This is a genomic window from Saccharopolyspora phatthalungensis (genome assembly GCF_014203395.1).
GTDB lineage: Bacteria > Actinomycetota > Actinomycetes > Mycobacteriales > Pseudonocardiaceae > Saccharopolyspora > Saccharopolyspora phatthalungensis.
Genome location: NZ_JACHIW010000002.1, coordinates 1,883,135 through 1,905,702 on the forward strand (window position 1 = coordinate 1,883,135; position 22,568 = coordinate 1,905,702).

Annotated in this window: 21 protein-coding genes; 6 read left to right on the forward strand and 15 right to left on the reverse strand. The window is 65.9% G+C overall.

Translation table 11 applies throughout. From position 1 onward, the window contains the following. Positions 1–149: 149 nt before the first annotated feature. Complete coding sequence (locus BJ970_RS34445; protein ID WP_221468390.1) at positions 150–1,571, forward strand: helix-turn-helix domain-containing protein; 1,422 nt, start codon at positions 150–152, stop codon at positions 1,569–1,571. Positions 1,572–1,579: 8 nt separating this feature from the next. Here the strand turns inward: BJ970_RS34445 and BJ970_RS34450 are convergent, their stop codons facing one another. The 3 genes from BJ970_RS34450 to BJ970_RS39780 form a co-directional block, all read right to left on the reverse strand. After that, a complete protein-coding gene (locus BJ970_RS34450) occupies positions 1,580–1,756 on the reverse strand; it encodes a hypothetical protein (RefSeq protein ID WP_184731982.1) in 177 nt (58 codons plus the stop codon). Positions 1,757–1,921: 165 nt separating this feature from the next. After that, positions 1,922–3,064, reverse strand: a complete 1,143-nt coding sequence (locus BJ970_RS34455) for a methyltransferase domain-containing protein (RefSeq protein WP_312864605.1) — start codon at positions 3,062–3,064, stop codon at positions 1,922–1,924. Next, positions 3,012–3,545 (reverse strand): FxLD family lanthipeptide, encoded by a 534-nt coding sequence (locus tag BJ970_RS39780; RefSeq protein WP_221468391.1) that lies wholly within the window; start codon positions 3,543–3,545, stop codon positions 3,012–3,014. Before BJ970_RS39780 ends, BJ970_RS34455 begins: the two co-directional genes overlap by 53 nt. Positions 3,546–4,104: 559 nt before the next feature. Here BJ970_RS39780 and BJ970_RS34465 point away from each other — a divergent pair. From BJ970_RS34465 to BJ970_RS34475, 3 genes are all read left to right on the forward strand, one after another. Then, on the forward strand, positions 4,105–4,380 hold the full coding sequence (locus tag BJ970_RS34465) for a helix-turn-helix domain-containing protein (protein WP_184731984.1): 276 nt from the start codon (positions 4,105–4,107) through the stop codon (positions 4,378–4,380). A gap of 430 nt (positions 4,381–4,810) precedes the next feature. Continuing rightward, complete coding sequence (locus BJ970_RS38570; protein WP_246471950.1) at positions 4,811–6,094, forward strand: tetratricopeptide repeat protein; 1,284 nt, start codon at positions 4,811–4,813, stop codon at positions 6,092–6,094. An 815-nt stretch (positions 6,095–6,909) separates the two neighbouring features. Then, positions 6,910–8,031, forward strand: a complete 1,122-nt coding sequence (locus BJ970_RS34475) for an NsdA family TPR-like regulatory protein (protein WP_184731986.1) — start codon at positions 6,910–6,912, stop codon at positions 8,029–8,031. Positions 8,032–8,153: 122 nt separating this feature from the next. Here BJ970_RS34475 and tatA read toward each other — a convergent pair whose 3' ends face one another. The 4 genes from tatA to BJ970_RS34495 all read right to left on the reverse strand — a co-directional run bounded on the left by tatA (position 8,154) and on the right by BJ970_RS34495 (position 12,169). Then, entirely contained in the window at positions 8,154–8,435 is a 282-nt protein-coding gene (gene tatA, locus BJ970_RS34480) for a Sec-independent protein translocase subunit TatA (RefSeq protein ID WP_184731988.1), read from the reverse strand. Between the two features lie 233 nt (positions 8,436–8,668). Beyond that, the gene (locus BJ970_RS34485; RefSeq protein WP_184731990.1) at positions 8,669–9,277 is read right to left on the reverse strand and encodes a hypothetical protein; all 609 of its coding nucleotides are present in this window, start codon (positions 9,275–9,277) and stop codon (positions 8,669–8,671) included. Then, positions 9,274–10,977, reverse strand: coding sequence for a PHP domain-containing protein (locus BJ970_RS34490; RefSeq protein ID WP_184731992.1), 1,704 nt, complete (start codon positions 10,975–10,977; stop codon positions 9,274–9,276). The genes BJ970_RS34485 and BJ970_RS34490 overlap by 4 nt, the downstream gene beginning before the upstream one ends. Positions 10,978–11,500: 523 nt before the next feature. After that, positions 11,501–12,169: a DedA family protein gene (locus BJ970_RS34495; RefSeq protein ID WP_184731994.1), complete on the reverse strand. Its 669-nt coding sequence runs from the start codon at positions 12,167–12,169 to the stop codon at positions 11,501–11,503. Between the two features lie 149 nt (positions 12,170–12,318). On the opposite strand from BJ970_RS34495, the gene BJ970_RS34500 reads away from it, so the two are divergent. Together BJ970_RS34500 and BJ970_RS34505 are read left to right on the forward strand one after the other, a co-directional pair. Continuing rightward, positions 12,319–13,899: an LCP family protein gene (locus BJ970_RS34500; RefSeq protein WP_312864606.1), complete on the forward strand. Its 1,581-nt coding sequence runs from the start codon at positions 12,319–12,321 to the stop codon at positions 13,897–13,899. Positions 13,900–13,966: 67 nt separating this feature from the next. Further along, complete coding sequence (locus BJ970_RS34505; protein ID WP_184731998.1) at positions 13,967–14,353, forward strand: twin-arginine translocase TatA/TatE family subunit; 387 nt, start codon at positions 13,967–13,969, stop codon at positions 14,351–14,353. Between the two features lie 424 nt (positions 14,354–14,777). Here the strand turns inward: BJ970_RS34505 and BJ970_RS38575 are convergent, their stop codons facing one another. The 8 genes from BJ970_RS38575 to BJ970_RS34545 form a co-directional block, all read right to left on the reverse strand. Then, positions 14,778–14,981 (reverse strand): Rossmann-fold NAD(P)-binding domain-containing protein, encoded by a 204-nt coding sequence (locus BJ970_RS38575; RefSeq protein WP_246471952.1) that lies wholly within the window; start codon positions 14,979–14,981, stop codon positions 14,778–14,780. A 232-nt stretch (positions 14,982–15,213) separates the two neighbouring features. Continuing rightward, positions 15,214–15,435, reverse strand: a complete 222-nt coding sequence (locus tag BJ970_RS34515) for a helix-turn-helix domain-containing protein (protein WP_010981499.1) — start codon at positions 15,433–15,435, stop codon at positions 15,214–15,216. Then, on the reverse strand, positions 15,435–15,920 hold the full coding sequence (locus tag BJ970_RS34520; RefSeq protein ID WP_184732000.1) for a DUF2975 domain-containing protein: 486 nt from the start codon (positions 15,918–15,920) through the stop codon (positions 15,435–15,437). The genes BJ970_RS34515 and BJ970_RS34520 overlap by 1 nt, the downstream gene beginning before the upstream one ends. A 196-nt stretch (positions 15,921–16,116) precedes the next feature. Then, positions 16,117–18,189, reverse strand: coding sequence for an ATP-binding protein (locus tag BJ970_RS34525; RefSeq protein WP_221468392.1), 2,073 nt, complete (start codon positions 18,187–18,189; stop codon positions 16,117–16,119). Between the two features lie 148 nt (positions 18,190–18,337). Further along, positions 18,338–18,949, reverse strand: a complete 612-nt coding sequence (locus tag BJ970_RS34530) for a DUF6879 family protein (RefSeq protein ID WP_184732004.1) — start codon at positions 18,947–18,949, stop codon at positions 18,338–18,340. Further along, positions 18,950–19,177, reverse strand: a complete 228-nt coding sequence (locus tag BJ970_RS34535; protein WP_184732006.1) for a hypothetical protein — start codon at positions 19,175–19,177, stop codon at positions 18,950–18,952. Between the two features lie 469 nt (positions 19,178–19,646). Beyond that, positions 19,647–21,476: a glycoside hydrolase family 183 protein gene (locus tag BJ970_RS34540; RefSeq protein WP_184732009.1), complete on the reverse strand. Its 1,830-nt coding sequence runs from the start codon at positions 21,474–21,476 to the stop codon at positions 19,647–19,649. Continuing rightward, positions 21,473–22,558, reverse strand: coding sequence for a glycoside hydrolase family 172 protein (locus BJ970_RS34545; RefSeq protein ID WP_184732011.1), 1,086 nt, complete (start codon positions 22,556–22,558; stop codon positions 21,473–21,475). Before BJ970_RS34545 ends, BJ970_RS34540 begins: the two co-directional genes overlap by 4 nt. Positions 22,559–22,568 lie beyond the last annotated feature (10 nt).

Below are 22,568 nucleotides of genomic sequence, written 5' to 3' on the forward strand. Positions count from 1 at the left end.
GATCGAATGCTGTGGTGGTGCACGGCACACCTCGACTGAATGGGCGTAACGCCATGACCCCGGACGAGCACCCGTCCGTTGATGGAAGGCAAACAATGAATGGTCCGGGACAACGCTGCCGGTGCTGCGACACTGTGCTGTGTGTCGGCGTGAATGACTCGTTGTGCGGACCCTGCGCCCGCGCCGCCGGGTTCCGCAAGCCGATCCCGGAGAATTTTTACGCGGCAGCGGACCTACGCGCCGCGTTGGCAAACTACGACTTCGGTGCGGTTTTCGCCGCCGTGCGGCGGCAGACAGGCCTGTCGCAACTCCAGCTCGCCGATCTGCTCGGCTTGTCCCAATCCCGGGTCTCCGCTGTCGAGCGGGGCAAGCGGCGGTTGACCCACGTCAGGATCGTCACCCGGCTGGCCACGGTCCTGCGTATCCCGGCCTCCTTGCTCGGATTTCCCACCAACCAAACCGACATGACTGATAACGTGAATGCCAAGGAGGTGAGTTGGTTGGAACGCAGGGACTTTCTCTCCCTGGTCACGGCCGCCACGGTGGGATCCAGCCTCAATCCCGAACTCGCCCGGCTAGGCACGTTGCTGCCCGGCCAAGTCGAGCCGGTAACCCGGCCCCGGATCGGCGCGGCGGATGTCGACGCCGTCGAGGCGGTCACCGAAGGGTTCAGCCGCTCAGCCTTTGCCTACGGCGGTGGGCTATGCCGCGCCGCAGCCGTCACACAACTGCACCAGGTGCGCCAGTTGGAGGACGCCCTCGCCTCGCCGGAGACCCGCACCCGACTGCTGGTGGCCATCGCCGACCTGGCGCGCATTGCCGCGTGGAATGCCTATGATGTCGACGATCATGACGTTGCCCGCCGATTCTGGACCTACGCCCTGGACACTGCCCGCCGCGCCGACGATCATCCCCGCGCCACCGACCTGGCAGTCCACGTGCTCTTGGATATGGCACACCAAGCACTGCACCTCGAACGCGCAGATGAAGCACTGCGCCTGGTGCAGCTCGCCTCGGCGACCGCCGCCAACCGCAAACACCCGGTCAGCACGATCACACAGGGCCACACTTTCTCCGTCCTTGGCTGGTGCCGCGCCGCGCTCGGCGAGCCCGAGCCCACCCGCCGCGCCATCGGACAAGCCCAAGAGACCTACGCCGCCGCCGATCCGGCCACCACATCGCCGTGGACAAAGTTCGTCACCAACGCCGAGATCAACGGCCAACAGGGCTACTCCCTGTACCTGCTATCGCTGTCCCGCCCGGAGTTCGCGCCCCAAGCCATCGAAAAACTGACCAGCGCAACCACCACGTACGGCGCGGAATACGAACGCACCCGCGCCGTGACCCTGCCTCCGCTGGCCTCGGCGCAGTTCCAGGCCGGTGACATCGACGCCGCGGTGACTACCGGGTACGACGCGGTGAAGACGATCACCGGACTGTCCTCCACCCGCGGCTACGCCCGGCTGCGCGTCCTGGACACCGTCGCCGCACCGCACAGCGGCAAATCCGAGGTCGCCGACCTCCGCGAGCACATCCGCACTGCGGTCACCACAGCCGCTAGCAGCCGGTAAGCCAACCGTCAGCGCGCGAAAGCCGCCTGCCCGGGCCTGCCAGCACTACAGGACTTGTTCGATACGGTCGACAACATCAGTGTCGTCGGACAGTTTTGACGTTGGATGACCGGGTAATAGCTCCGGCGGTCCTGAGTGAAGATGATCTCGACGTGGCCATCGTGGTTGTCGTGCTGCTCAGCCATGTCACGTTCACTTCCGTGGACCTGTGGAGGCGTCGTGGTAAGTCTCTGCGTCTGGGCAAGAAATGGCGGCGAAGCCATCATCTTCGGGGGTGTGCCCGGAGAAGCGTCGAGGAACAGAGCCGCGACGGCCGACGCTGGACGGGGCGACCTCCTAAGCCAACGGGCCTAGATTTCCCAGGTCAGCGTCCCCCGGGGGTCATCAATCCAAATCCATTGCCGCTGCGGGGTCGCGGACAGCCCGAGCCTGCCCCAGCCGGGTTGCCCGGCTTGCTTGTAGAGGGTGCGTGCCTGTTCGACGTGGCTCCACAAGCGGTGCGGTCCGCCTTCCCAGACGAGGAAGTGGCCGTCCTCGGGTTGGTTGGCGATCTCGGCCCAGGAGCCGTCTGGGGCGTAGAGGAAGACGTCGCCGGGCTGGCCGGTGTCGGGATCAGGCGTGAACCCGAATACGACGTTCTGGGGCATGGTCAGCGCTGCGAGGAACCAGGCGACGGTGTTCTCCCACGGGCGGAGGTAACCGATGCTACTGGTCCGGGGCTTCGTGCTGGTCCGGTCGCGGTCGGGCGGCTGGACGTGCTGGGTGTCCCTGGTGCGCAGGGGCATGAAGCTGCCCCAGCTGGAGTCGAACCGCCCCTCGGCGTAGTCGCCGTTGCGACGGAGTAGGACAAGGTTTCCCGCGCTGATGGCCCGCTTGACGTCGACGAGCACCAGGCCGCTGTCGCGAACCTGGTCGATCCAGGCCCAGGGCACTCTGGGCACGGCGCAGGTGGCGATCGTCCGGTCATATGGCGCCGCGTCGGGGAAGCCGCCTGCACCGTCGACGGCCGCCAGCGTGGGCCGGTAGCCGAGTTCGGCAAGCCGGCCGCGAGCCAACTCGACCAGATCGGCTTCGACATCCACGCTGACAACATGCTGCTCACCGAGCCGATGGCACAACAGCGCCGCGTTGTAACCGGTCCCAGTGCCGATCCCCAACACACGGTGTCCATCGTGGACATCCAGTGCCTCCAGCATCCGGGTCATCAACCCCGGGGTGCTGGTCGAGGACAGCCCGACCGTGTAACCCCACAAGGGATCAGGACCGATTTTGGTGAATAGCCCGGTGTTCGAATAGATGCGCTGTAGCCCGTCGCCGGAGCTGGTGACTTCGCGCCACTCACCGGTGCCTGGCTCTTGTTCGTAGAATTGGGGGACGAGCACGTGCCGGGGTGTTTCCCGCACGGCGGCGATCCACTCCGGCGAGAACAGCTTGTCCTGGTCAATCAGTGTGTCCGCCAGGGCTGCGGCTCGGTCTTTCCACTCTGTGGTCACGTCGCTCCTTGTGCCAGTAGGTGGGCGATGGCGCTGGCATCCCGTCGCTGATGCACGCCGACGCGCAGGTCGGGTCACAACCGTCGTCGGTGCCGCCCTTGCCGGCGGCGAGCGGATGACCCGCCGCGACACCGGTGATGACCTGAAGGTCCAGGGCGAACGGGTCCTCGGTGGCAGGGGTGGCGGCGGCCGGGCTCGTGGCCGGGGACTTGGTGGTGAGGGCTGCGGACATCATGAACCTCCCGTTGTTTGATAGGTGGATCTTCATTGACCTGGCAGTGAAAGCGTTGCAGGGCAAGGACTTCTGGGCAGGACCCTGTTGTGGTCCCGTCCAGCGCGCCAGGTGACCGGGACGGGTCGGGGAGCGGATGTTGGCGCGCAGCAGCGGGCTGTCCGCGCAGCGGTGTGCCCAGTCGCCGTTGTCGGTGCACACGTACAGCAGGCGCGCGTACCGATCCGAGCACGGCCAGACGCCGATCACGGGGGGAAAGCTCCCCGAGGTCGGGAAGCACCAAGGTCGTTGAGGCGGATGTCGCTTGCTGGCACCGGTTCCAGCGGCACGGCCAGCACGCGCGGGTCGCGGAGCTCGATGATCGGCTCGGCCTCGTTCTCCAGCTTCCGGTGGGGAAGGTCAGCGCTGGGCGCCCGGCTGACGGCGCGGCGGTGGGAACCCGGTGGTCCGACCCGGGTCGGGGGTCCGAGTCGGACCCCCGGGGGCTTGCGTCGGCCGCCGCCGTCATCGACGAGTCCGGCCCGCCGCACAGCGGGGTGGACCAGCGAGGATCGACCCAGGTGCGTCCTGATCTGTCGTCGATAGTGGCGTGGCCACGTCAATCACCATCGTGGTCCGCTCCGACCATTCCGATCCCCAGTGGTGCTAGCCCCGTTGGGGCTTGACAGTGCCGGGCTCGACACGACCGACTGGTACCGAGCGGGGTTTACGCTCTGGCCCCGGACGAGCACCCGTCCGTTGATGGAAGGCAAGCAATGAATGGTCCGGGACAACGCTGCTGGCGCTGCGGCCTGTGCTGCGTGTCGGCGTGAATGACTCGTTGTGCGGACCCTGCGCCCGCGCCGCCGGGTTCCGCAAGCCGATCCCGGAGGGCTTTTACGAGGACGCGGACCTGCGCGCCGCGTTGGCAAACTACGACTTCGGTGCGGTATTCGCCGCCGTGCGGCAGCAGACAGGTCTGTCGCAACTCCAGCTCGCCGACCTGCTCGGCTTGTCCCAATCCCGGGTCTCCGCTGTGCCCAGCCGACACCTTCGGGGTGCAGCGGCGGGACCCGTCCCCCGGTTCGGCCGGTCCCCTACATAGCTGGCGTGATCGTCTTCTTCGATTCCCAGTGCCCGTATGGCCTTGTCGGGTGTGGGTGGGGGTCGGAGTCCCTCCAGCGCAGCGGTTATCCGCTCGGCATTCCTCGCTGAACTCGGCGATCACATCCACCACGTCTCCTCAGACACTGCCCTTGGAAGCACTGCAGGACGTCGTGTCGATGCTGGTTGCGCGCTTCAAGGTCTGCGCCGTCCTGGCCATGCGTCCACTGTCGACCAGATACATGCGGAGGAGGAGTGCACTCTGCGCGGCATTCAGGGACAGGGCAGGACAATCTGCGACGCAGAAGATGATCAGTGGCGGTACACTGGCTCGCCGCAGCGTGCGGCGAAGGGGGTAACTGTGGCTGCGACCAACACGAATCTCCGCGCGCCGGGAGGCCATCGCCTCCCGCATTGCTCCCGGAGAACCGATGAGCCGTGCCGAGCTGGCGGAAGCCGTCAACCGCTACCTCTGGGACACCACCGGCAAGCGGCACGAGCTGGACGCCCACGCCATCGCACGCTACGAGCGAGGCGACGTCCGCTGGCCAAGCGCCCACTATCGGTCAGGATTCCGCGCGGTACTCGGCGCGGCCACCGATGCGGATTTGGGGTTCCATCCCACCCGACGCGGAAATACCACCACGCCGACCCGCGCGGAAAGAACCACGCGATCGGTTCCGGATTACTGCGGTCGTATCGACCTCGGTGCAAGCCCGACGGAGTTTCTGGCCAGCACCACGGTCGATACACCCTTGCCCAAGGCCCTGGGGTGGACTGAGGTGGAGCACGTTCGCGCGACCACGCGGGCCGTCGCACTGTCCGAGAACTTCTTCGGAGGCGGGTTGTCGTGCGACGCAGCGGTAGCTCAGCTGCGCTGGGCAGGTCAGCTCCTGGAGATTCGGGCGAGCAAGGACGTGTATCACGCTATGGCCGAGGCGGTCGGCAACCTTGCCAGCGTGGTGGCGTACTCCGCGTTCGACATCGCCAAATACTCGGCGGCCGATCGTTGCTTCGAGTTCGCGCTCTGGTGCGCCGACGAAGGCGGATCCTGGCAGTTGCGCGCGAACACCCTCGCGGAGATGGCACGTAAGGCCGCCTACCTGGGCGAGCTCGACGATGCACTGTCACTGATCGAGCTGGCACAAGTCCGCGCCGACCGGCTCACCGCGACCGCACGAGCCATGCTGCGGACCCTTCGAGCGCGCTTGCTCGCGCTGATCGGCAGGCACGACGAAGCCCAAGCAGATGTTGAGCGCGCCGACGCCCACTTCCAGGACAGCGATCCGGGCACGGACCCACCGTGGTTGTGCTACTACGACGCCGCCGAGCACCAGGGCAGCACCGGCAAGGCGTTGATCCCGATCGCGCAGAGCGACCACGGCGTTTGCGACTGCTTCAGCTGCCTGGTCGATCCCAGCACCCCAGTCGGCAGGCGTTTCCGGCCGCCGCTCCAACTCTCGATGCTCTTCCAGCATCTTGGCCTTACGGGCCGGACTCGACCGGAAACGGCGCGCCGTCCCGCAGTGTCGAGGCTGCCTGACGAACATCTTCGTTCGGGACTCCGCGCTCTGCGAGCAGGCACCGGGCGACATCGAGCCCGGCCATATCCAAGATCAGCCAGCCCTCAGGCGGATGAAGCCCAACCGTCTGGTCGCTTACCGACCCCAACAGATCTCCCCACGTCTATTGGTCGTTCGACAAAATCACGGTAGATGATCCCGACATGAACGCGGGGCCGTGCGCGTCGCGCTCGTGCTGTCCCAAGACATCAGGGTCTTCGTCAGCAAATGAGCAGCAATCAGCGGCGCAGGGCCACGATAGAGGCTCATCGGGGTTAAACGTTTCTATCGACAACTCACACCCACATTCATCGTTACGCGCTACGCGCGGTAGAGTCTTTGGCGGACCCGGTAGGTAGCTGCTGGCCGGGGGCCTTTTCGGCTCACGGATGCCGCTTACACTTCGGGCACTGCTCGATATCCTGGGAAGCTTCCCTATCCACAACTGCGGAGCCGCATAGCGAGAAGAGGAAAACTCGCCCGTGTATTTTCACCTTGCGTGCGTCTGGTCCGATACGGTGCCGCAGGGCACGGAAAATCCCGGGTACCATTGACAACCGTCGTCCAACTCCCCGGACACAGAGAACCATGCGCTCACAGCGGGTCTCATCACAGCTCTAGCTTTCGGAGCCTTTCGGTTATCTCGGTCAGAGTCTCAGCTAGCTTGCTCAGATCATCCTGAGAAACGGCCGGATCACCGATGATCCGGTAAGCGACTCGGATGAGATCCCAGGAGATTTGATCCAGGGCCGCATTGTCCACAGCAACACCTACCTAATGCCGTCCATTTGGGTGAGCGGACCCGGCCCGGTCGAGGGGGAAGACAAACCGGTTTGCTGCTGCCCCGTCGGATGCAGTTCCCCGGTTTTGTGCGAACCGGGCCCGCTCGGTATCCACCTTGATCGCCTGTCGCTATCCTGGGAAGTGGATAAGTGTTGCCAGGGGTTGCCAATAGGTTAGGGAAACCCGTGACCGGTATAGGTGCCGTACTGAGAGCCGCGCGGATAGGCGCGGGGGTCAGCCTCCGGGAGATGGCATTGCGCGTCTGTATCGACGCTCCCCACTTGTCCAGGCTTGAGACCGGAAAGCGACCAGTACTCCCCAGCCACATAAAGGCATACGAACGAGCTCTAGGTGTGGAAGGACTGGCAGACGACATGGACAGGAGAGCACTCCTCAGAGCGCTCGCCGCAACTGCGGCGGGCGAACCGTTGACACGACTCCTTGACGGGCTGGTGGCCCCAGCGGAAGCCGGGCAAGTTGGCAGGATCGAAGTCGAGGCCATTCGGGAGGCCGCCCGGCACCACTCAGCGATGGATCTCCAGTACGGCGGCAAAGTCGCAGCCAACGTCGCAGGGGAGTCCCTGAGGTGGGCCGTAAGCCTCTTGGATCGGCCCATGACATCCGAAACCCGCAAGGCGCTTTCGAGTGCCGTGGCATCGCTCACGGACAGGGTTGCGTGGTCATTCCACGATTCCGGGCTTAAGTACCAGACTCGGCGTCTGTCTGAGTTGGCGATCCGTACAAGCAGCGAGGGAAACGATCCGACCCTTACCGCACATGTTCGGCTGAACGTTGCCGCGTTCATGGAGACGATGCCGCGAGACGCGGCTGCGATGCTTACGGGGATCCCCCAACAGAGCGGGGTGCATCCGTTGGAGCGTGCCAACGTGGCGGCTGGGAGAGCCCTCCACCTTGGCAACGCGGGAGAGGTTCGAGAAGCCAAGAACCTGCTAGGTATGGCTGAAGACTTGATCGGCAAGGATTACCCGGACGGGTTGCCTTCGTGGGCCGGATTCCTGTCGGAACCGCACCTGTGCGCGATACTGGGCGACTCGTACAAAGCGATCGGGGAGTACGAAAAGGCTGCCTCGTACTGCCAGCAAGCCCTCCGGGGCTTCGGCCCAGAGAGGGGCCGGGGGAGGGTCACGGTCATGGTCCGTCTCGGCCTGGTCCGTCTAGCTCAGGGCCGGGTAGAGGATGCACGAGAGCAGGCAGAAGCGGCCCGGCGGGCAATGGCCACAGTCAACTCTGTACAGGCTCGAGAGCGTCTAGACAAACTGACCAGCCGACTCGATGCATTGGCGTAGTCGCAGAACAAGGGAGTGAGGACGAGCACCATGGTGCCCTCGGGGTTGTGCCTGCGCACCCACCCGACGGCGGTCTTAAACGGGTTCGGGTAGCGCCGAACAGCCCTACCGTTTTCCCGTCGTCAGTCAGTTCTGGGGTCGTTGCGCTGCTTCTCGTCAAGCGGCGACGGCGATGCGGCCGACGGCGGACCGGAGTCACCGGCGGCCGACTCCCGCTTCTGCTCCCGCTCGGCCCTGTCTAGGCGCGCCGCTTCCTCATCGGCCTTCAAGCCGCGCGCCTCCGCCTTGAAAACGCGGGCGGACTGGCCGAGGGAACGGGCCATCTGCGGAAGCTTGGTGGAGCCGAACAGCAGCACGACCGCGGCGAGCACGATCAGCCAGTGCCAGGCACTGAGCGAACCCATGGGAATCGTTCCCTTCGCTGTCGTGGCCACCCGGGCCACGGGTGGCGGGCGTGTGGTGTGTGGCTGCGGTGTTGTCAGCCCGGCGAGATCAGCTGGCCTGGTTTCTCCCGTGTGGAAAGTCTACTCAGTTCGGTCGCTGTCCAGGATGCCCGCCCATGCCCTGGTCAGGCCGAACGTGGTCTTGAACGCCGAACGCCCTTTTGAAGGTTGTGCCGTTCGTGTCCGTTTCTTCGCTAGTGCCCGCCGCAGCACTGGTGGGGGTTTTCGAGTTCGACCGGCCGCAGCATCCCGCCCGCGGCCGGTTCGACGAGCAGGACGAGTTGGTGGTCCCGGTACTGCGGGCGGAGGAATCCGCGGGTATCCACGAGAACCTCCGGCGTGACTTCGATGCCAACGCCGAGCACCTGTTCGATGGCCGAATCGGCAATGATCCGGGCCGCCGGGTGCACGTCGGTGATCAATCGTTGCCCAGGGAACCGCACACACCGCCCATCCAGCCCCGCGCGGGCTGCCAGCGCGGCCCGCACCGCAGCTTCTTCGGATGCGGACTGAGGCTCGGTGACTGGTTCGTGGTTCGGGCCGATACCGACCGCGGTGCCGTCCACGTGGCGGGCGAGCGCATCGAGCGCGTCCGCACTGGGCGGGGTGTCCAGGCGCGCCGAGGCGGTGATCGCGGCGATCGGGCCGCTGTGGTCGATGTGGGTGCAGACCAGGTCGGCCGCCAGCCCGCTGCGGTCCAGGGCGGACAGGATGTGCGCGTCGACGTGGGCGAGGGTGTCGCCCCCGGCCGCGCGGCTGGGGGCGACACCGATCCAGTAGCCGTTGCTCATCGCCCAGGTCACAGGGTGTCGATGAAGACGGGGTTGGCGTAGAACCACAGGTCCGACCACGGGTCGGCGGCACCGGAGACGTCCATCACGGGCCCGCCGTCGGCGGCGAGCCGGTTGCCGTCGCTGCCGCGCAACCGCAGGTAGAACGGGCCGTCGACGCCCTTGAAGACGTGGGTGAAGCGGACCGCACCTCGCGCCTTGCCGGGCACCTCGAAGGTCTTGACGACCTTGGTCGCGGGCGCGGCGAGCGCGTCGGGGTCGCCGGCGGGTCCGGTGACCGGGCCGGCGATGAGGTCGACCTTGGCCAGCTTCGGTACGAACCCGTGGTAGTTCGCTCCGCCGGCCGGGGTGACATCGATGGTGACCTCGACGTCGCTGCCTCGGCGGACGAACGTATGGCCGCCGATGGTTGCGCCGCGGCGGTCGCCTTCAGTGAGGGCCCGCACCCGCAGGTCCAAGCCATCAATGAGCCGCCCGTGCACGGCGATGATCTTGCCCGCCTGCAACGCCTGCATGACGTCCACATACGACCTCGAACGCGCACCGACCAAGGTGCGGCTGTAGAAGCCTGGCCAGAAGTCGCCGTACTTCTGGGGCGTTCCGGTGTCGATCGGGGTGCCGCGACTGCCGGTGGCGTTGTAGTCCTGGGTGCCGGGCTTGAAGGTGTCGGTGAAGACCTGGTGGCTGTCGGAGGTGGAGGTGATCCACCACGGTTTGCCCTCGGCCAGCAGGGAGTCCCACAGGCCGCCGACCTTGGCCGTCATCCAGTCGAACCCGCCGTAGGTGCGGTACGGGTTCTCCGCGGCGGTGGGGTGGTAGCCGGGGAAGCTGTCCGGGTCGGGGGCCTTGTCGTAGTAGCCGCGGGCTTCTCCGACGCCGCCAGCGGTGGCCGGGATTCCGGCGGCCTGGTGGCCCGGCGCGCCTTCCATGCCGACGGCGACCTGCGGGGCCGTGTCGCGCCAGCCGCGGATTTCGTGGGGGCTGTCCAGGCCCCGCCGCGCGGGGTGGTTGGCGAACATCAACGCGATCTCGGTGCGGCCGGAAGCCACCTGCCGCTGCAGGAACTCCAGCGCCTGGAGCGCGTAGGCTTCCCCGTCCGCCGAGGTCGGTCGGGCGATCAGGCCCTTACCGCCCTTGTCGGCCGGCGTGGACAGGACGTTGCCGTCGTAGCCCGCTTCGAACGCGCGCAGGATGTCGACGGTGTTGCGTCCTGGAGGCAGGAATACGGTGGCGTGCTCGGCACCGGGGATGTTCCACTCCAGCCCCTGATAGACCAGGATGTCCCGGTTGGCCTGGCGGGCGCGCTCGATGTCCGGCGAGACCTGGTCGATCGAGAACTTCTCGTGCGCCACGCCGCCGTGGTCGGTGATGACCATCCAGTCCAGCCCGTACTGGCGAGCGTGGGCGACCTGCGTGGCGACCTCGTACTGCGCGTCCGGGGAGAACTTGGTGTGGATGTGATGATCACCGGCCAGCCATCGCTGCGCGCCACTCCAGGGGTTCATTACTTCGGCGGGGGCACCCGCGGCGCTCGCGGACGGGGACGGCGTGCCGAGCGCGATCGCTCCGGCGGTCAGGCCCAGTCCGGCGAGGAACTGCCGCCGCGCGATGGACAGCGGTCGGTCATCGGCCGGATCGGCCCAACTCCCTTCGACCGGCTCGTGCTCGTGATGGTGGTGACTGTGCTCGTGGTGACCGTGGCCATGCGACATGTCGGATCCAGCCGTTCGTTCAAGGAGGACGTCACGGTCGAAGGCCCCCGATGCCGCTTCGACCCTGCCCGGCGGCTTTTCGCCGCGGCTTCGAGGAAGTATTGCCAGCCGCGCATGCCGGGGCCCCACGCACAGGCGAAGATCAGATGAACATCCCGGACGGCGCACCCGAATGGGGGCGATCCACAATGGAATGTGGTTTGCCGATGTGCCGGATAAGTGCGACTTGTGCCGGTTTTCCTTTCACGCGCGGCATTTGCCGATCGCGGACGATTCGGGCAAACGGAAACTTCCCGAAGAGTCTTTCGATCGCGGCGTCCGCAACCGGGGCATTGCCATACCGACGGACGAAGTGCCGGCGGCCGAGGCCGGGTGTGGCAATGGATTCGATCCATGTCTGGTCACGATGTCTGCGCACCCCCAAGGCGCTTGGTGATCGATGGTCCTCGTGGTGCCGAAGGTCTATGCCACGGCGTTGGAAGACAGGCCGGACACCACCGGCAAACGATGCCGTTTCCGGGAACTACGAATCGATCGGGAAAGCCCGGGTAGCCGTCCCGTTTCTGGTGTTCGGCCGGGCGCGTCGGCGTGCGCGGATCTTCCACCATCCGAATACCACGACAGCGACGGCGACCACCGCCAGCAGCACGATCCAGCTTGCCTGGCCGAGTACGTCTTCGATGTATCGGGCCGAGGCCCCGGCGCCGGTGCCAATGCCGACGTGAAGTGTGGACCAGCAGAGTGCGCCGGACGCCGAAGCGGGCAGGAACCGCCGGAACGGCAGCCGTGATGTCCCGGAGGCGGCGGGGGTCAGGGTGCGCAGCATGGGTAGGAAACGGCCGACGAACACCGCGCCGGCGCCGTGCTTGCGCAGTTGATCGGCGGCGCGATCCCAGTGCTGGCGGCCGAGCCGTCCTATCAAACGGGTTTCCCGCAGGCGGTGGCCGTAGCGGTGGCCCAGCCAGTAGCCGAAGGTGTCGCCGGTGGTGGCGCATACCGTGACGACGAGGACCATCGCCACGAAACCGCCGAGGTTGGTAATGGCGGAGGCCGCGATGAGCAGGCCGGTCTCGCCGGGCACGATCAGCCCGAGACCGATGGTGCACTCGGCGAGCGTCAGCGCTCCCGCCGCCGCGATGACTAGCGGCAGCGGAAGCTGCGCCAACGACGAGAACAACCCACCGAAGTCCACTCGGCACTCCCCGGAAAGCGTTGTGAGACCGATTCGTCCGAACCCGGGTGTTGTCACGGGACCTGCGACCAGGATCGACCCTGACGACTGCCGGTGGTAGGTACGCTCCCCAAGGAGTGGGGGTTCGCGCTTCGATGACACTCATCTGGGTGACCGAGGAGGTTCAGGTGGCGCGCCATGATGATCCCGCACCGCCTCGACGGGCGTCGGCGCGGCGCCGCCCTCCGCGCCGGGCGAGCGCCGCGGAGTACACCGCTTCGGTCCGGCCAAAGCCGTCACATGTCCGAGGTCGTCGCCGGCGGCGGGCGGGTGCCCGCGCCCTCGTTGCGTTGGCGTCGGCGGTGGCATTCGTGTTCAGCGGGTACTTGTGGATCACTGTCGGCCGGCTTCAGGGTGGGTTGTCGACGAGTGACGTGACCTCCGGAGCCGGGCCGGACGGCGCGGTGGACATCCTGCTGGTCGGACTGGACAGTCGCACCGATGCGCAGGGCAATCCATTGCCGGCGGAGGTCCTGCAGCAGCTGCGGACCGGTGACAGCGGCTCCAGTCTGACCGACACGCTGATCTTGTTGCACATCCCGAAGGACCGGTCGCGCGCGGTGGCGTATTCGCTGCCGCGTGATTCGTACGTGTCGATTCCGGATGGCTTCGGCGAGCACAAGATCAACTCTGCGTACGGGCGCGCCAAGGCCAAGGCCCGGGCGGAGTTGCAGGGCCAAGGGGTTCGCGATCCGGTTGAATTGGAACGCCGGTCTTCGGATGCGGGCCGCAAGTTGCTGGTGCGCACGGTGGAGCAGCTCACCGGGGTGAACATCGACCACTACGCCGAGGTGAACCTGTTGGGTTTCTACCAGCTCACCCAGGCGATCGGCGGGGTCGAGGTGTGTCTGAATGCCGCCGTTGACGATCCTTTTTCGGGTGCGCGCTTCCCGGCGGGACGCCAGAGCATCTCCGCCGGGGATGCCCTGGCGTTCGTCCGGCAGCGGCACGGACTGCCGCGTGGGGACCTCGATCGGGTTCAGCGGCAGCAGGCGTTCATGGCCGGTCTGGCGCGGTCGATGCTGTCCACGGGGACGCTGGCCAATCCGGCCAAGCTGGGTGCCATGTTCGATGCGGTCAGGCAGTCCGTGGTGCTCGACGCGGGGTGGGACGTGCTCGCCTTCGCCGGGGAGATGCAGGGCCTGGCTGGGGGCGACATCACCTTCGACACGATTCCGATTGAGGATCCCGAGTACGACACGCCGCAGGACGGTCAGGCGATCAAGGTCAACCCGCGCCAGGTCCAGATGATGATCCAGCGGGTCAACGAGGGGCTGCCTGCCGAATCGCCCCGGCCGAAGAGCCTGGACACCAGCGTCGTAGACGTGCTCAACGGTGCGGGTATCAGTGGATTGGCGTCCCGGGTGCAAGACGAGCTGAACTCCGAAGACGTCCCGATCGGCAACGTCGGCAATGTCACCGAGTCCCCTGCCTCCCGCGTGCTGTTCACGCCTGGCGACGAGGAGGCCGCCCGGTTCATCGCCGAACACCTCGGCGGGCTCCCCGCGCAACCGGATCCGAGGTTGCGCAGTGGGCGGATTCAGGTCGTGTTGGGCAAGGACTACCGCGGGCCCGGCGCCCAGAACCTCGCCCCCGCCCCCGCGGTCCGTCTGGACGCCACCGCCCGCCAAGCACCCGCACCACCGAGCGGAGACACCATCAACGCGGGCGAGGTACCCTGCGTTAACTGACCGGCGAGCGCAGTCGAGCCGCAAGCGAGGCACGTTTCCACTGCTGCTCGGCGTGGCTTGAACGGAGATGGTCGGTGTGAGTCTGGAACACCTCGCCATCCTGCTCATCGCAGGCTTGTTCATTCTCGGCCCGGAAAAGCTGCCGCAGGCTGCCGCCTGGGCAGGCCGCACCCTGCGCGAGGTTCGCGCGTATGCCACGGACACCCAGCAACGGTTCCGCGCCGAACTCGGTGACGACTTCCGCCAGGTGCAAGAACCACTTGAGCAGCTGCGCGAGCCCCTCCAGCAGCTGAACGCCCTGCGCGGAATCGACCCGCGACGTGCGGTCGTCAACTACCTGCTTGACGATCGCCAGGCTGCGGCGCCCAACGAGCCCGCGACGAAAAGCGCACCACGACCACGTGAGCTGCTGCGCCCGGGCGAACGACCGCCATTCGACGCCGACGCCACATGAGCACCAAACGCCTTCGGGGAAGCGGGATTACCGATAAAGACGGCGCGGGTTACTTCCCCGGGCGACTGTCCACCGGCTGGTCACTGCTTTGGGGCGGCAGGGAGCCGACCGGGGGCGGCATGACGCACGCCAGAAGCACCAAGAGGGCAAGCGCGCCCGTGAACCAGTGACCGTTGATGATGTAGACGATGCACAAGGTCCCCCACAGCACGACAGCCACACCAGGAGTTTAAGGGCTGGCCCGGATCAGCAGCTACCGGATAGGCATCGTCACTCCGGCATGCTCGCGCGGTTACGGAACTATCCGTCCGCGACGTGCACAAGAGACGGCGGATAGACGGCGCCACTGCGGTGTTCGGCGAGCTTTGCGACAGATCGGCGCGCGGTTCGCCGCGCAGCGGCCCCGCCACCCCGCGCCCTCCTGTTACCAGGGGAAGGAGCCTTCGGCGTCGAAATAGCCTCCGGTCGGGCCACCTGGCCCCACCCGCGCCATGCGGACGATGACCTCGGCGCCCTCCTCGACGGTCTGCGTTCCCGTGTGATCGTTGAGGTCCGTCGCGGTGTAACCGGGCTCTACGGCGTTGATCCGCATATTCGGGAACGCCTTCGCGTACTGCACGGTGATCATGTTGACCGCAGTCTTCGATGCCGGATAGGCATTCCTGGGTATGCGTAAGCCGGGGTGCCCGCGGTGCTGACCCGGGTCAGCGAGGCCAGTCCGCTGCTGACGTTGACCACGACCGGGGCCGCGGACCGTTGCGGTGCGCCGCTGGCGCGACCGGGTCCCGCCCGAGGCCGCCGGGCTGCCCGCCGGCGAGCGGCCGGGCCGCGCCGTGAGGAATTGGCCGCCCTGGGGCAGGTCATCCGCCTGCGGCGTCCTCGGCCTCCCAGCGCAGCAGGTCGCCCGGCTGGCACTTGAGCACCTCGCAGAGCGCGGCGAGCGTCGCGAAGCGCACCGCCTTGGCGCGGCCGTTCTTGAGTACCGCCAGGTTGGCGGGCGTGATCCCTACGCGGTCCGCGAGCTCACCCACGGACATCTTCCGCCTGGCCAGCATCACGTCGATGTCGACGGCGATCGGCATCAGATCACCTCGTCCAACTCGGCCTGCATCTGCGCCGCTTCGACGTCGCGCGCGACGGCCTGCGCGAGCAGCATCCGCAGCACGAGCACGATGAGCGCGACCCCCAGGATGGCCACGCCAACCCCGCCCATGATGACGGTGACGCCCGGGTCGGCCCGCTGGCCCGGCGCATTGAGGACCGTGACCGCGAACCACACGAGGGCAGCCGCCACGATCGCACCGATCACGACGTCCACGTACCGGAAGGCCGCGTGGGAGAACACGGTTCCGCGTCGCACCATCGTCACCAGCCGCCATACGCAGACCAGGGCGACCTGAACCGACACCATGCCCAGGATCGTGATCATGCGCAGCGGGGTCAGCGGGAGCGACCCGCCCTCCGGGTCGGTGGCCAACGCCCACACCATCAATGCCTGTACGAACACGGTGCCGGCGAGCACCACCACGAGCACGGCGCGCAGCGCACCCACTGTCAGCTTTCCCATGCCCCATCCTTCCATCGAGCTACGATGGGAATCTATCGAATTTCGATAGATCAAGCAAGGGTTGGGACGGAGGGTGGGCGGCGGTTTCGCACCGTGGCGGGACGCCGCCGCCCCCTCCCATGGCATGGCGCTCGCGCGAACCGTCTTGATCTTGTCGAACGGAGGGTGATGGCGTGCATGTCGCCGCCTGACCCCGTCACATCGCGAGTGCGGCAATCTTGGTTCGGACGGACTCGGCGTGGGTTTCGTCGAGAGTTTCAAGTATTTCCAGCGCTCTGGTCCAGCAGTCTCTCGATCGCTCGATGTCACCACGGCGTTTGAGAACACCGCCCAACTGGTCGAGTGTGCCCGCTTCGCTGCGCCGGTCGCGGAACTCCTCGAAAATCCGGAGTGCTGCGCGAAGACTGGCCTCCGCTTCGTCGGATTGTCCCATTTCGTCGTAAATCTGCCCCAGGGGTAGTCGGGCCCAGGCGATGCTCCACTGGTCGCCGATGCGCTCGAATATCTCGATGGCGTCGCGACAGTAGTCAACTGCGGATCGTATTTCGCCGCCGCTGCGCTGTGCTTTGCCGATGCTGAGCAGTGCCATGCCTTCGCCGCGCTCGATCCCGCTGGCGCGGAAGACGGCCAGCGCGCGCTCGAAGTAGTCCGTGGCGCGGCTGGTGTCGCCGAGTTCCTCGTGGATCAGGCCCGTTCCTCTGAGGGCGAAGCCTTCAAGCCAGTGATCCGCGATCTGGCGTGCGATGGTGTGGGCCTGCTCGTAGTGTTCGAGTGCTTCGTGGTGCTGGCCGAGTCGCCAAGTGGCGTCACCGAGACAGAGGAAATTCGATGCCTCGCCGAGTCGGTCTCCGATCGCTTGGGCCGCGGCGAGCCCGTCTTCGTGGATCTGTTTCCACTCACGCCAGTAGGAATGGAGCTCGAAGAAGCCGTCTGCGACCACTGGTAGTTTCCATGCGAGGTCGTACTGTCCCAGGTCCATGGCCTGTCTCAGGACGCCGAGGATGTTGATGTGTTCTCGTTCGTACCAGTTGGTCGACTCCGCGACGGTGGCCAGCGGCGGAATCTGTATGCCATCGACCGCGACGAGTGGTATGGCGTGGGAGTAGGGCAGGATGAACTGCCGGGCGCGGTCGGCCGTGTGCAGGTACCAGCTCTGCATTCGGCGGATGGCGTGGGTGCGTTCTCGTTGTGTCGTCTCGCGTTGGCAACGCTCGATTGAGTAGGCCCGCAGGAGGGAATGCAGCTGAAACCGGTCGCGGGTGACTTCCTGCAACAGGTGCACGTCGACGAGTTCCTGAAGCCGGCGTTTGACGGTGGAGCCGGGGATACCGACGAGCGCGGCGGCGGCCGCACTGCCGATCTCATCTCCCGGATGCAGGCCGAGTAGCCGGAAAGTCCGCCTCTGGTCCGCGGTGAGGGCTCGATAAGACCAGGAGAACACGGCACGGACGTCGGTCAGCTCGTCTTCTTCCGAGGCCAGGGTGTCGAGACGACGCTGTTCGTCGACCAACTCGTCGGCCACTTCGGCCAGGGACAGGTGGGGCCGGCCTGCCGTGCGCTCGGCAACGACCCGCAAGGCGAGTGGCAGATGGCTGCACAGCTGGGCGATCCGGTTGGCGGCTGCGTTGTCGGCCTCGATGCGGTCCTCACCGACGATTTCGGCAAGCAGCCGAACCGAATCCTCCGGAGGCAGAACGTCCAGAGTCAAACGTGTCGCCCCTTCCCGAGCTACCAAGCTGGACAGCATTCCACGGCTGGTCGCGATCAACAGACATCGACTCGAACCCGGCAGCAGGAAGCGTATCTGCTTCACCGATGCCACGTTGTCGACGAGGATGAGCAGCCGTCTGGTCCCGATAACCGACCGGTACAGGGCCGCGCGTTCATCCACGTCGATGGGGATGGACTCGGGATCCACCCGGAACGATCGGAGGAAGATGTCCAGCGCCTGCTCGGTCGACAACGCCGGTCCCGACCCGTAACTGCGCATATCGAGGTAGAGGTCACCATCGGGAAACCGACGCCGTATTCGGTGCGCCCAATGCAGTGCCAACGCGGTTTTGCCCACCCCGGGGGCTCCGGTGATCGCAGCCATGAGCGTGGACGCGGTCCGGCTGGTGCCGTCGTCACCCAAATGCTGCTCCAGCAGGGCGTTGAGCCGGTTCAGGCTGGTCTCACGGTTGACGAATCCGGCGATGTCGGCCGGCAGCTGATGCAGTGGGAAGACATGGGCGCCGGTGTCCCGGTGAAAATGGATTCCGCCCTGCACGCTGCCAGCTTGTACGACCGATTCCGCTGTCCCGGAAAACTCATGGGCAGCACTCTGATGTTCGTCGCTGGCCACGCCGCTATCACCTTTGTCCGACTCAGCCGGGGTCCCGGACGAAATCCCGGTCGCTACCCTATTCGGGCGATCCTCATGCCGAGGCGTTTCCGATGGCTTCGGCCTGACGACTCCTATCTTGTTTGTTGCGGAATTGGGGGTCAAACGGGCTGGCGAATTCGCGATAGGGGATCGACGCCTCCACCGCCGCGTCTCGCCAGTAGTTCGCCTGCACGACCCTTTTTGGATCGTCCACGATCTCGGCCGAGATAAACTTCCCGTCGTCCTCGTAGTACATGGCGACAAGTTGCGAGGAATCGAAAAGCCAGTAATCGAACTTCGGCAGCCCTGCCGGCCACTCATCTCTCGCGACGGAAATGATACGGATTTCCTCCCCCGCCCGAGAGGTGTGCTCATACGCCCATGCGCATTCGAACCGCACATAGTCGGACAGCGGCTCTTGGACGACATGGACACGGTGCATACGCTTCCCGGCCGACACCGCCTTGGTGACCGTTCCGCCGATCCAGTCCGCGATCCCAGGAAATTCGCCGCGGGCCTCCCCGGCGAGGAACCGATCGAATTCGGCCTGCTCGTACGAGACCTCATACCGCTGCAAAGTCTCAAGCCGGTATGCGGTGTAACGGAAATCGAGAAACAGCCTGTTGAACTCGTCGTCGGCCAGGGATGTAAAAGACCGTCCCATTTACTGTCCTCCCGTGGCCTGGCTATGGTACTTCTCAACCGCGCCCAGGATGACGTCCGGCGAAATCCGCACGGCGCCTTCACCAGGCAGCACGTTCTCCAGTTCGGCGAACGTCGCCTCGTCCACGCGGTAGCCTTGTACGACCAGTTCGCCATTTTCCCCCAGATACACCGTCGGGCACCCATTGCCACCCGAACCCTGACTCTTGAAGAGCTTCGTCAATTTCACGGCCCGTCCAATCCTATCCGCTCACGTCGGCTCTAGATCGCGTCGAACTATAGTAGGTTTCGGCGTGTTTCTTTACGAAACTAATACCCCGTTGGGGTGGTCCCGTCAATCGACCATGTCGCGTATTGGATACCCTGTCCCGATGTCGCTCATTTGCCGGACATGAGCCGGTGGGCCCTACCTTGGTGGTCACCGCGTGTTTTCACATCGGGCCACCGCAGCGATTTCCGCTCGCACTGGCGGCTGGCCGGCAGTGTCGGCGGTCCACCAGAAGCGTTAGCCGGAGCCGCCATTGGTGTGGCATCGGAAAACGGATCACCGCGGGAGTCGGCGAGCCCTCTATTGGGCGGAATATTCCTCCGGTCATCGCGGCGTTAGGACTTCGACCGAAAAATGTTTCAGGCCGAACTCGACAATCACCACAACGCCTCGCCGATCGAGTTCCTTATCGGCACGCAACGGCACTGGATCATCGGGGCTTCCGGCCGTCGAAATACACCTCCAGTTCGCCGATCGAGGTGAAGGTGGCTGTGCCTCCCGGGACTCCGACGATCCGGACTCCGTCGCCGTTGATCGGGTCGAACGTCAGCTCGTAGGTCGTGTTCGGGCCCGCGGTGTTGTTATAGGGATAGGCCGGTGTGATCGTCAGGCCGGTGACGTCCGCCCAGTTGGCCCCCTGGCGCACCTGCACGCTCAGATCACGGGCGAACCAGCCGCCGTCGGAGAACATGTTTCCGGTCGTATAGACGACGCGGTCGATCCAGTACTCGTCTTTCCAGATGTATCCCCAGAAGTCAACCTGCTTGGGGGCGCCGCCGAAGCTGTCCTCGCTCTCTTGCCGGATGCCGTTGTTGAAGTAATCGCCGCGGCCGAAGTGGGCTGTCCTCTCGATGGGGAAGACACCCCGCCCGCTCCTGGCCAGATTGACCGTCGGGTTGGGTGGGTTGTTGGGCGGATCGCCCCACTGGCGGGGGAACACCTGGAACTGCCGCAACGAGAAATTGTAGTTGGGCAGTCCGCATGCCACGCCCACGAACCAGTTGGACTGCAACCACATCCGCGTTCCGTCAGGCGACACGAACTTGGCGGGCACGGTGCAGCCGTACCCTCCGTTCTTCGGGCCGAAGCAGGCTGGCATGGATTCGCCGGTCTCCGGCTTCGGTACGTCGTGACCACCCGGCACCGGTTCCATCCTGATGCGGCCGGGGTGACCGAACCAGGGCTGGGCGCCGAAGTCCCTGGACATGAACAACCGCCAAGGACCCCAGGGGGCCGGCGCCTCGTAGAACTCGAAGGTGTACTCGGTCCACGAGGTGTACAGGAACCGGCGCAGCGGGGCGTTGTAGAGGACGCCGCCCTGCGAGATCACGCTGAGGTTGCTGTGGCCCTCGCCGAACATGGTCGGGTAGAGCCGCCGTTCGTCGGTGAGCACCGGCACCTTTTCGCCGATGTTGTTGCTCCACTGTGGACGACCGCCAGACGTCGTTCCGGCGTAGAACCGCCAGGTTTCCCGTTGCTGGATCGTGTTCCGGGGAACCCGCGCCAGATAGAGGCTCGTCGGGGACGGCACCACTTTGGTGTAGGAGTCCCGCCAGTTGTGGTCCAAGCCGTAGGCGTACACGTACCCGGCGTCCTCCGGACCGAGCGCTCGGGCGTTTTCCTGGCTCCGGCCGAAATCGAGGAACATGATCGTGGTGAAGACATGGCCGGAGAACATCGGCCCGGACGGCTGCTGCCAGGTACGCCCGTAGTCCTCCGACTTGACGATGTTGGCGTTCGGAGCGTCGTCGAACGCCGCACTGGCCGGCGAGAAGCGCAGGTCCTGCACGGCCAGGTACAGCTCGTCCCGGCCGTCGCCGTTGCCGTCGACGGCTACGATCCCGGTGGGTTTCAGGTTATACAGCTTGGCATCGGCATGGACCTTGGAGACCGCGTCACCGGCGGCCAGCCGTTCGCCGCGCAGGCCGGTCTCGGGGGTTCCGGCGATCCGGTTCACCACGATGGGGGCCATCGGTTCGTCACCGAACCCCTGACCGTCCCCGTTGGCCGTGTAAACATAGTCGTCGTCCGCCCAGCAGGTCGGCCACAAATCCCCGGTGCTGTTGGTGGTGACGGTGGACGAATAGTCCGTGAACATGGTCACGAAGAACGTGCTGGCCGGGTCGGCGACGGTCAAGCGTTCGGCGGCGGCGACGGTGCGTGGCTCGCGCCCGAGCAGCACGGCTCCCGCGCCGGCGAGCGAGAGCTTGACGAACTCGCGCCGGTTCACGAAGTTCGACGTCTCCCCCGGCATACTCATAGGGCTCGTGGGATGCGCTGCTCGACGGGCGCGAGGGAGAACGGGGCGTGCGGTTCGCTCTGGTACCAGTACGCCACCGAGGAGTAGTCGTCGGAGCGCTTGTTCGCGTGGCCGTGTTCGATGCTCACCCGGATCGACCGCTGGAACGGGATCGGGTCCTCGATGTGGAAGCGGTAGAGACTGATCTGCCCGGACCAATTGTCCCCACCGGGCAACGTGATGCCGTGATAGGGGGCGTGGTAGGACTCCGCCGGGCACCAGGCCGTGTTGAAGTAGTCCTCGGTTCCGGTGCCGTGCAGCGTGGGCGGCCACCGCTGGCCGTCGATGAAGATCATGTCATCGCCCTCGCCGTACCAGTTCCACTCGTTGGTATCGCGCAGGTTGTGGATGTTGAGCACGCAGCCGACGTAATGGCCGCGTCCGGCCGCCTCCAGGATGGTGTAGTTGTCCAGGCCGTCGAGGTTCGTCCCGGTGAACAGGAACCGGTCGTTGCTCTCCGAGCGCTGATCGACTCCGGGACAGGGATCGCTGCGTCGCCACTGCGCGTGAAACCGGCCGATGTCCGCCCCAAGCTCGTCGAAGAGCTCGTAGTCGACGTAGTAGTAGAAGAACACCCGCTCGTGGACGAGTTCGCTGCTGATCTCCAACCGCGCGCCGGTGCTGAACGGCATCGGGAAGAAGCAGTTGAACGCCTTGCCGTCCTGCGGGCTCATCTGCAACGGCGCGGAGACGAAGTTGGTCGTGCGGCCGTGCCCGACGCCGAAGAAGTCGCCCAAGGGCACGGCGACGCTGGGTTGCCGCTCGCCGTCCCAATAGGCACGCAGCACCAGCTTGCGCAGGTATTCCGGCTCGCGCATCCAGGGATCAGGCGTCATGCGTTCGTTGGCGACGGTCACCCAGATGTGGTTGATGCTCCCGGCGCCGCGGATTTCGGTGAGTGTCGCGGTGCGTCCCGGTGCGATCGTGAGGCGGTCCTCGTTGCCCCCGCTGCGGTCCCAGCTGGAGGACCGGCCCCGGCGACTGCTGCGCAGCCGTGGCAGGTCGCGAAGGCTGGAGCCGTGCCAGCCGTAGTCGACGGTCATCGTCTGCCTC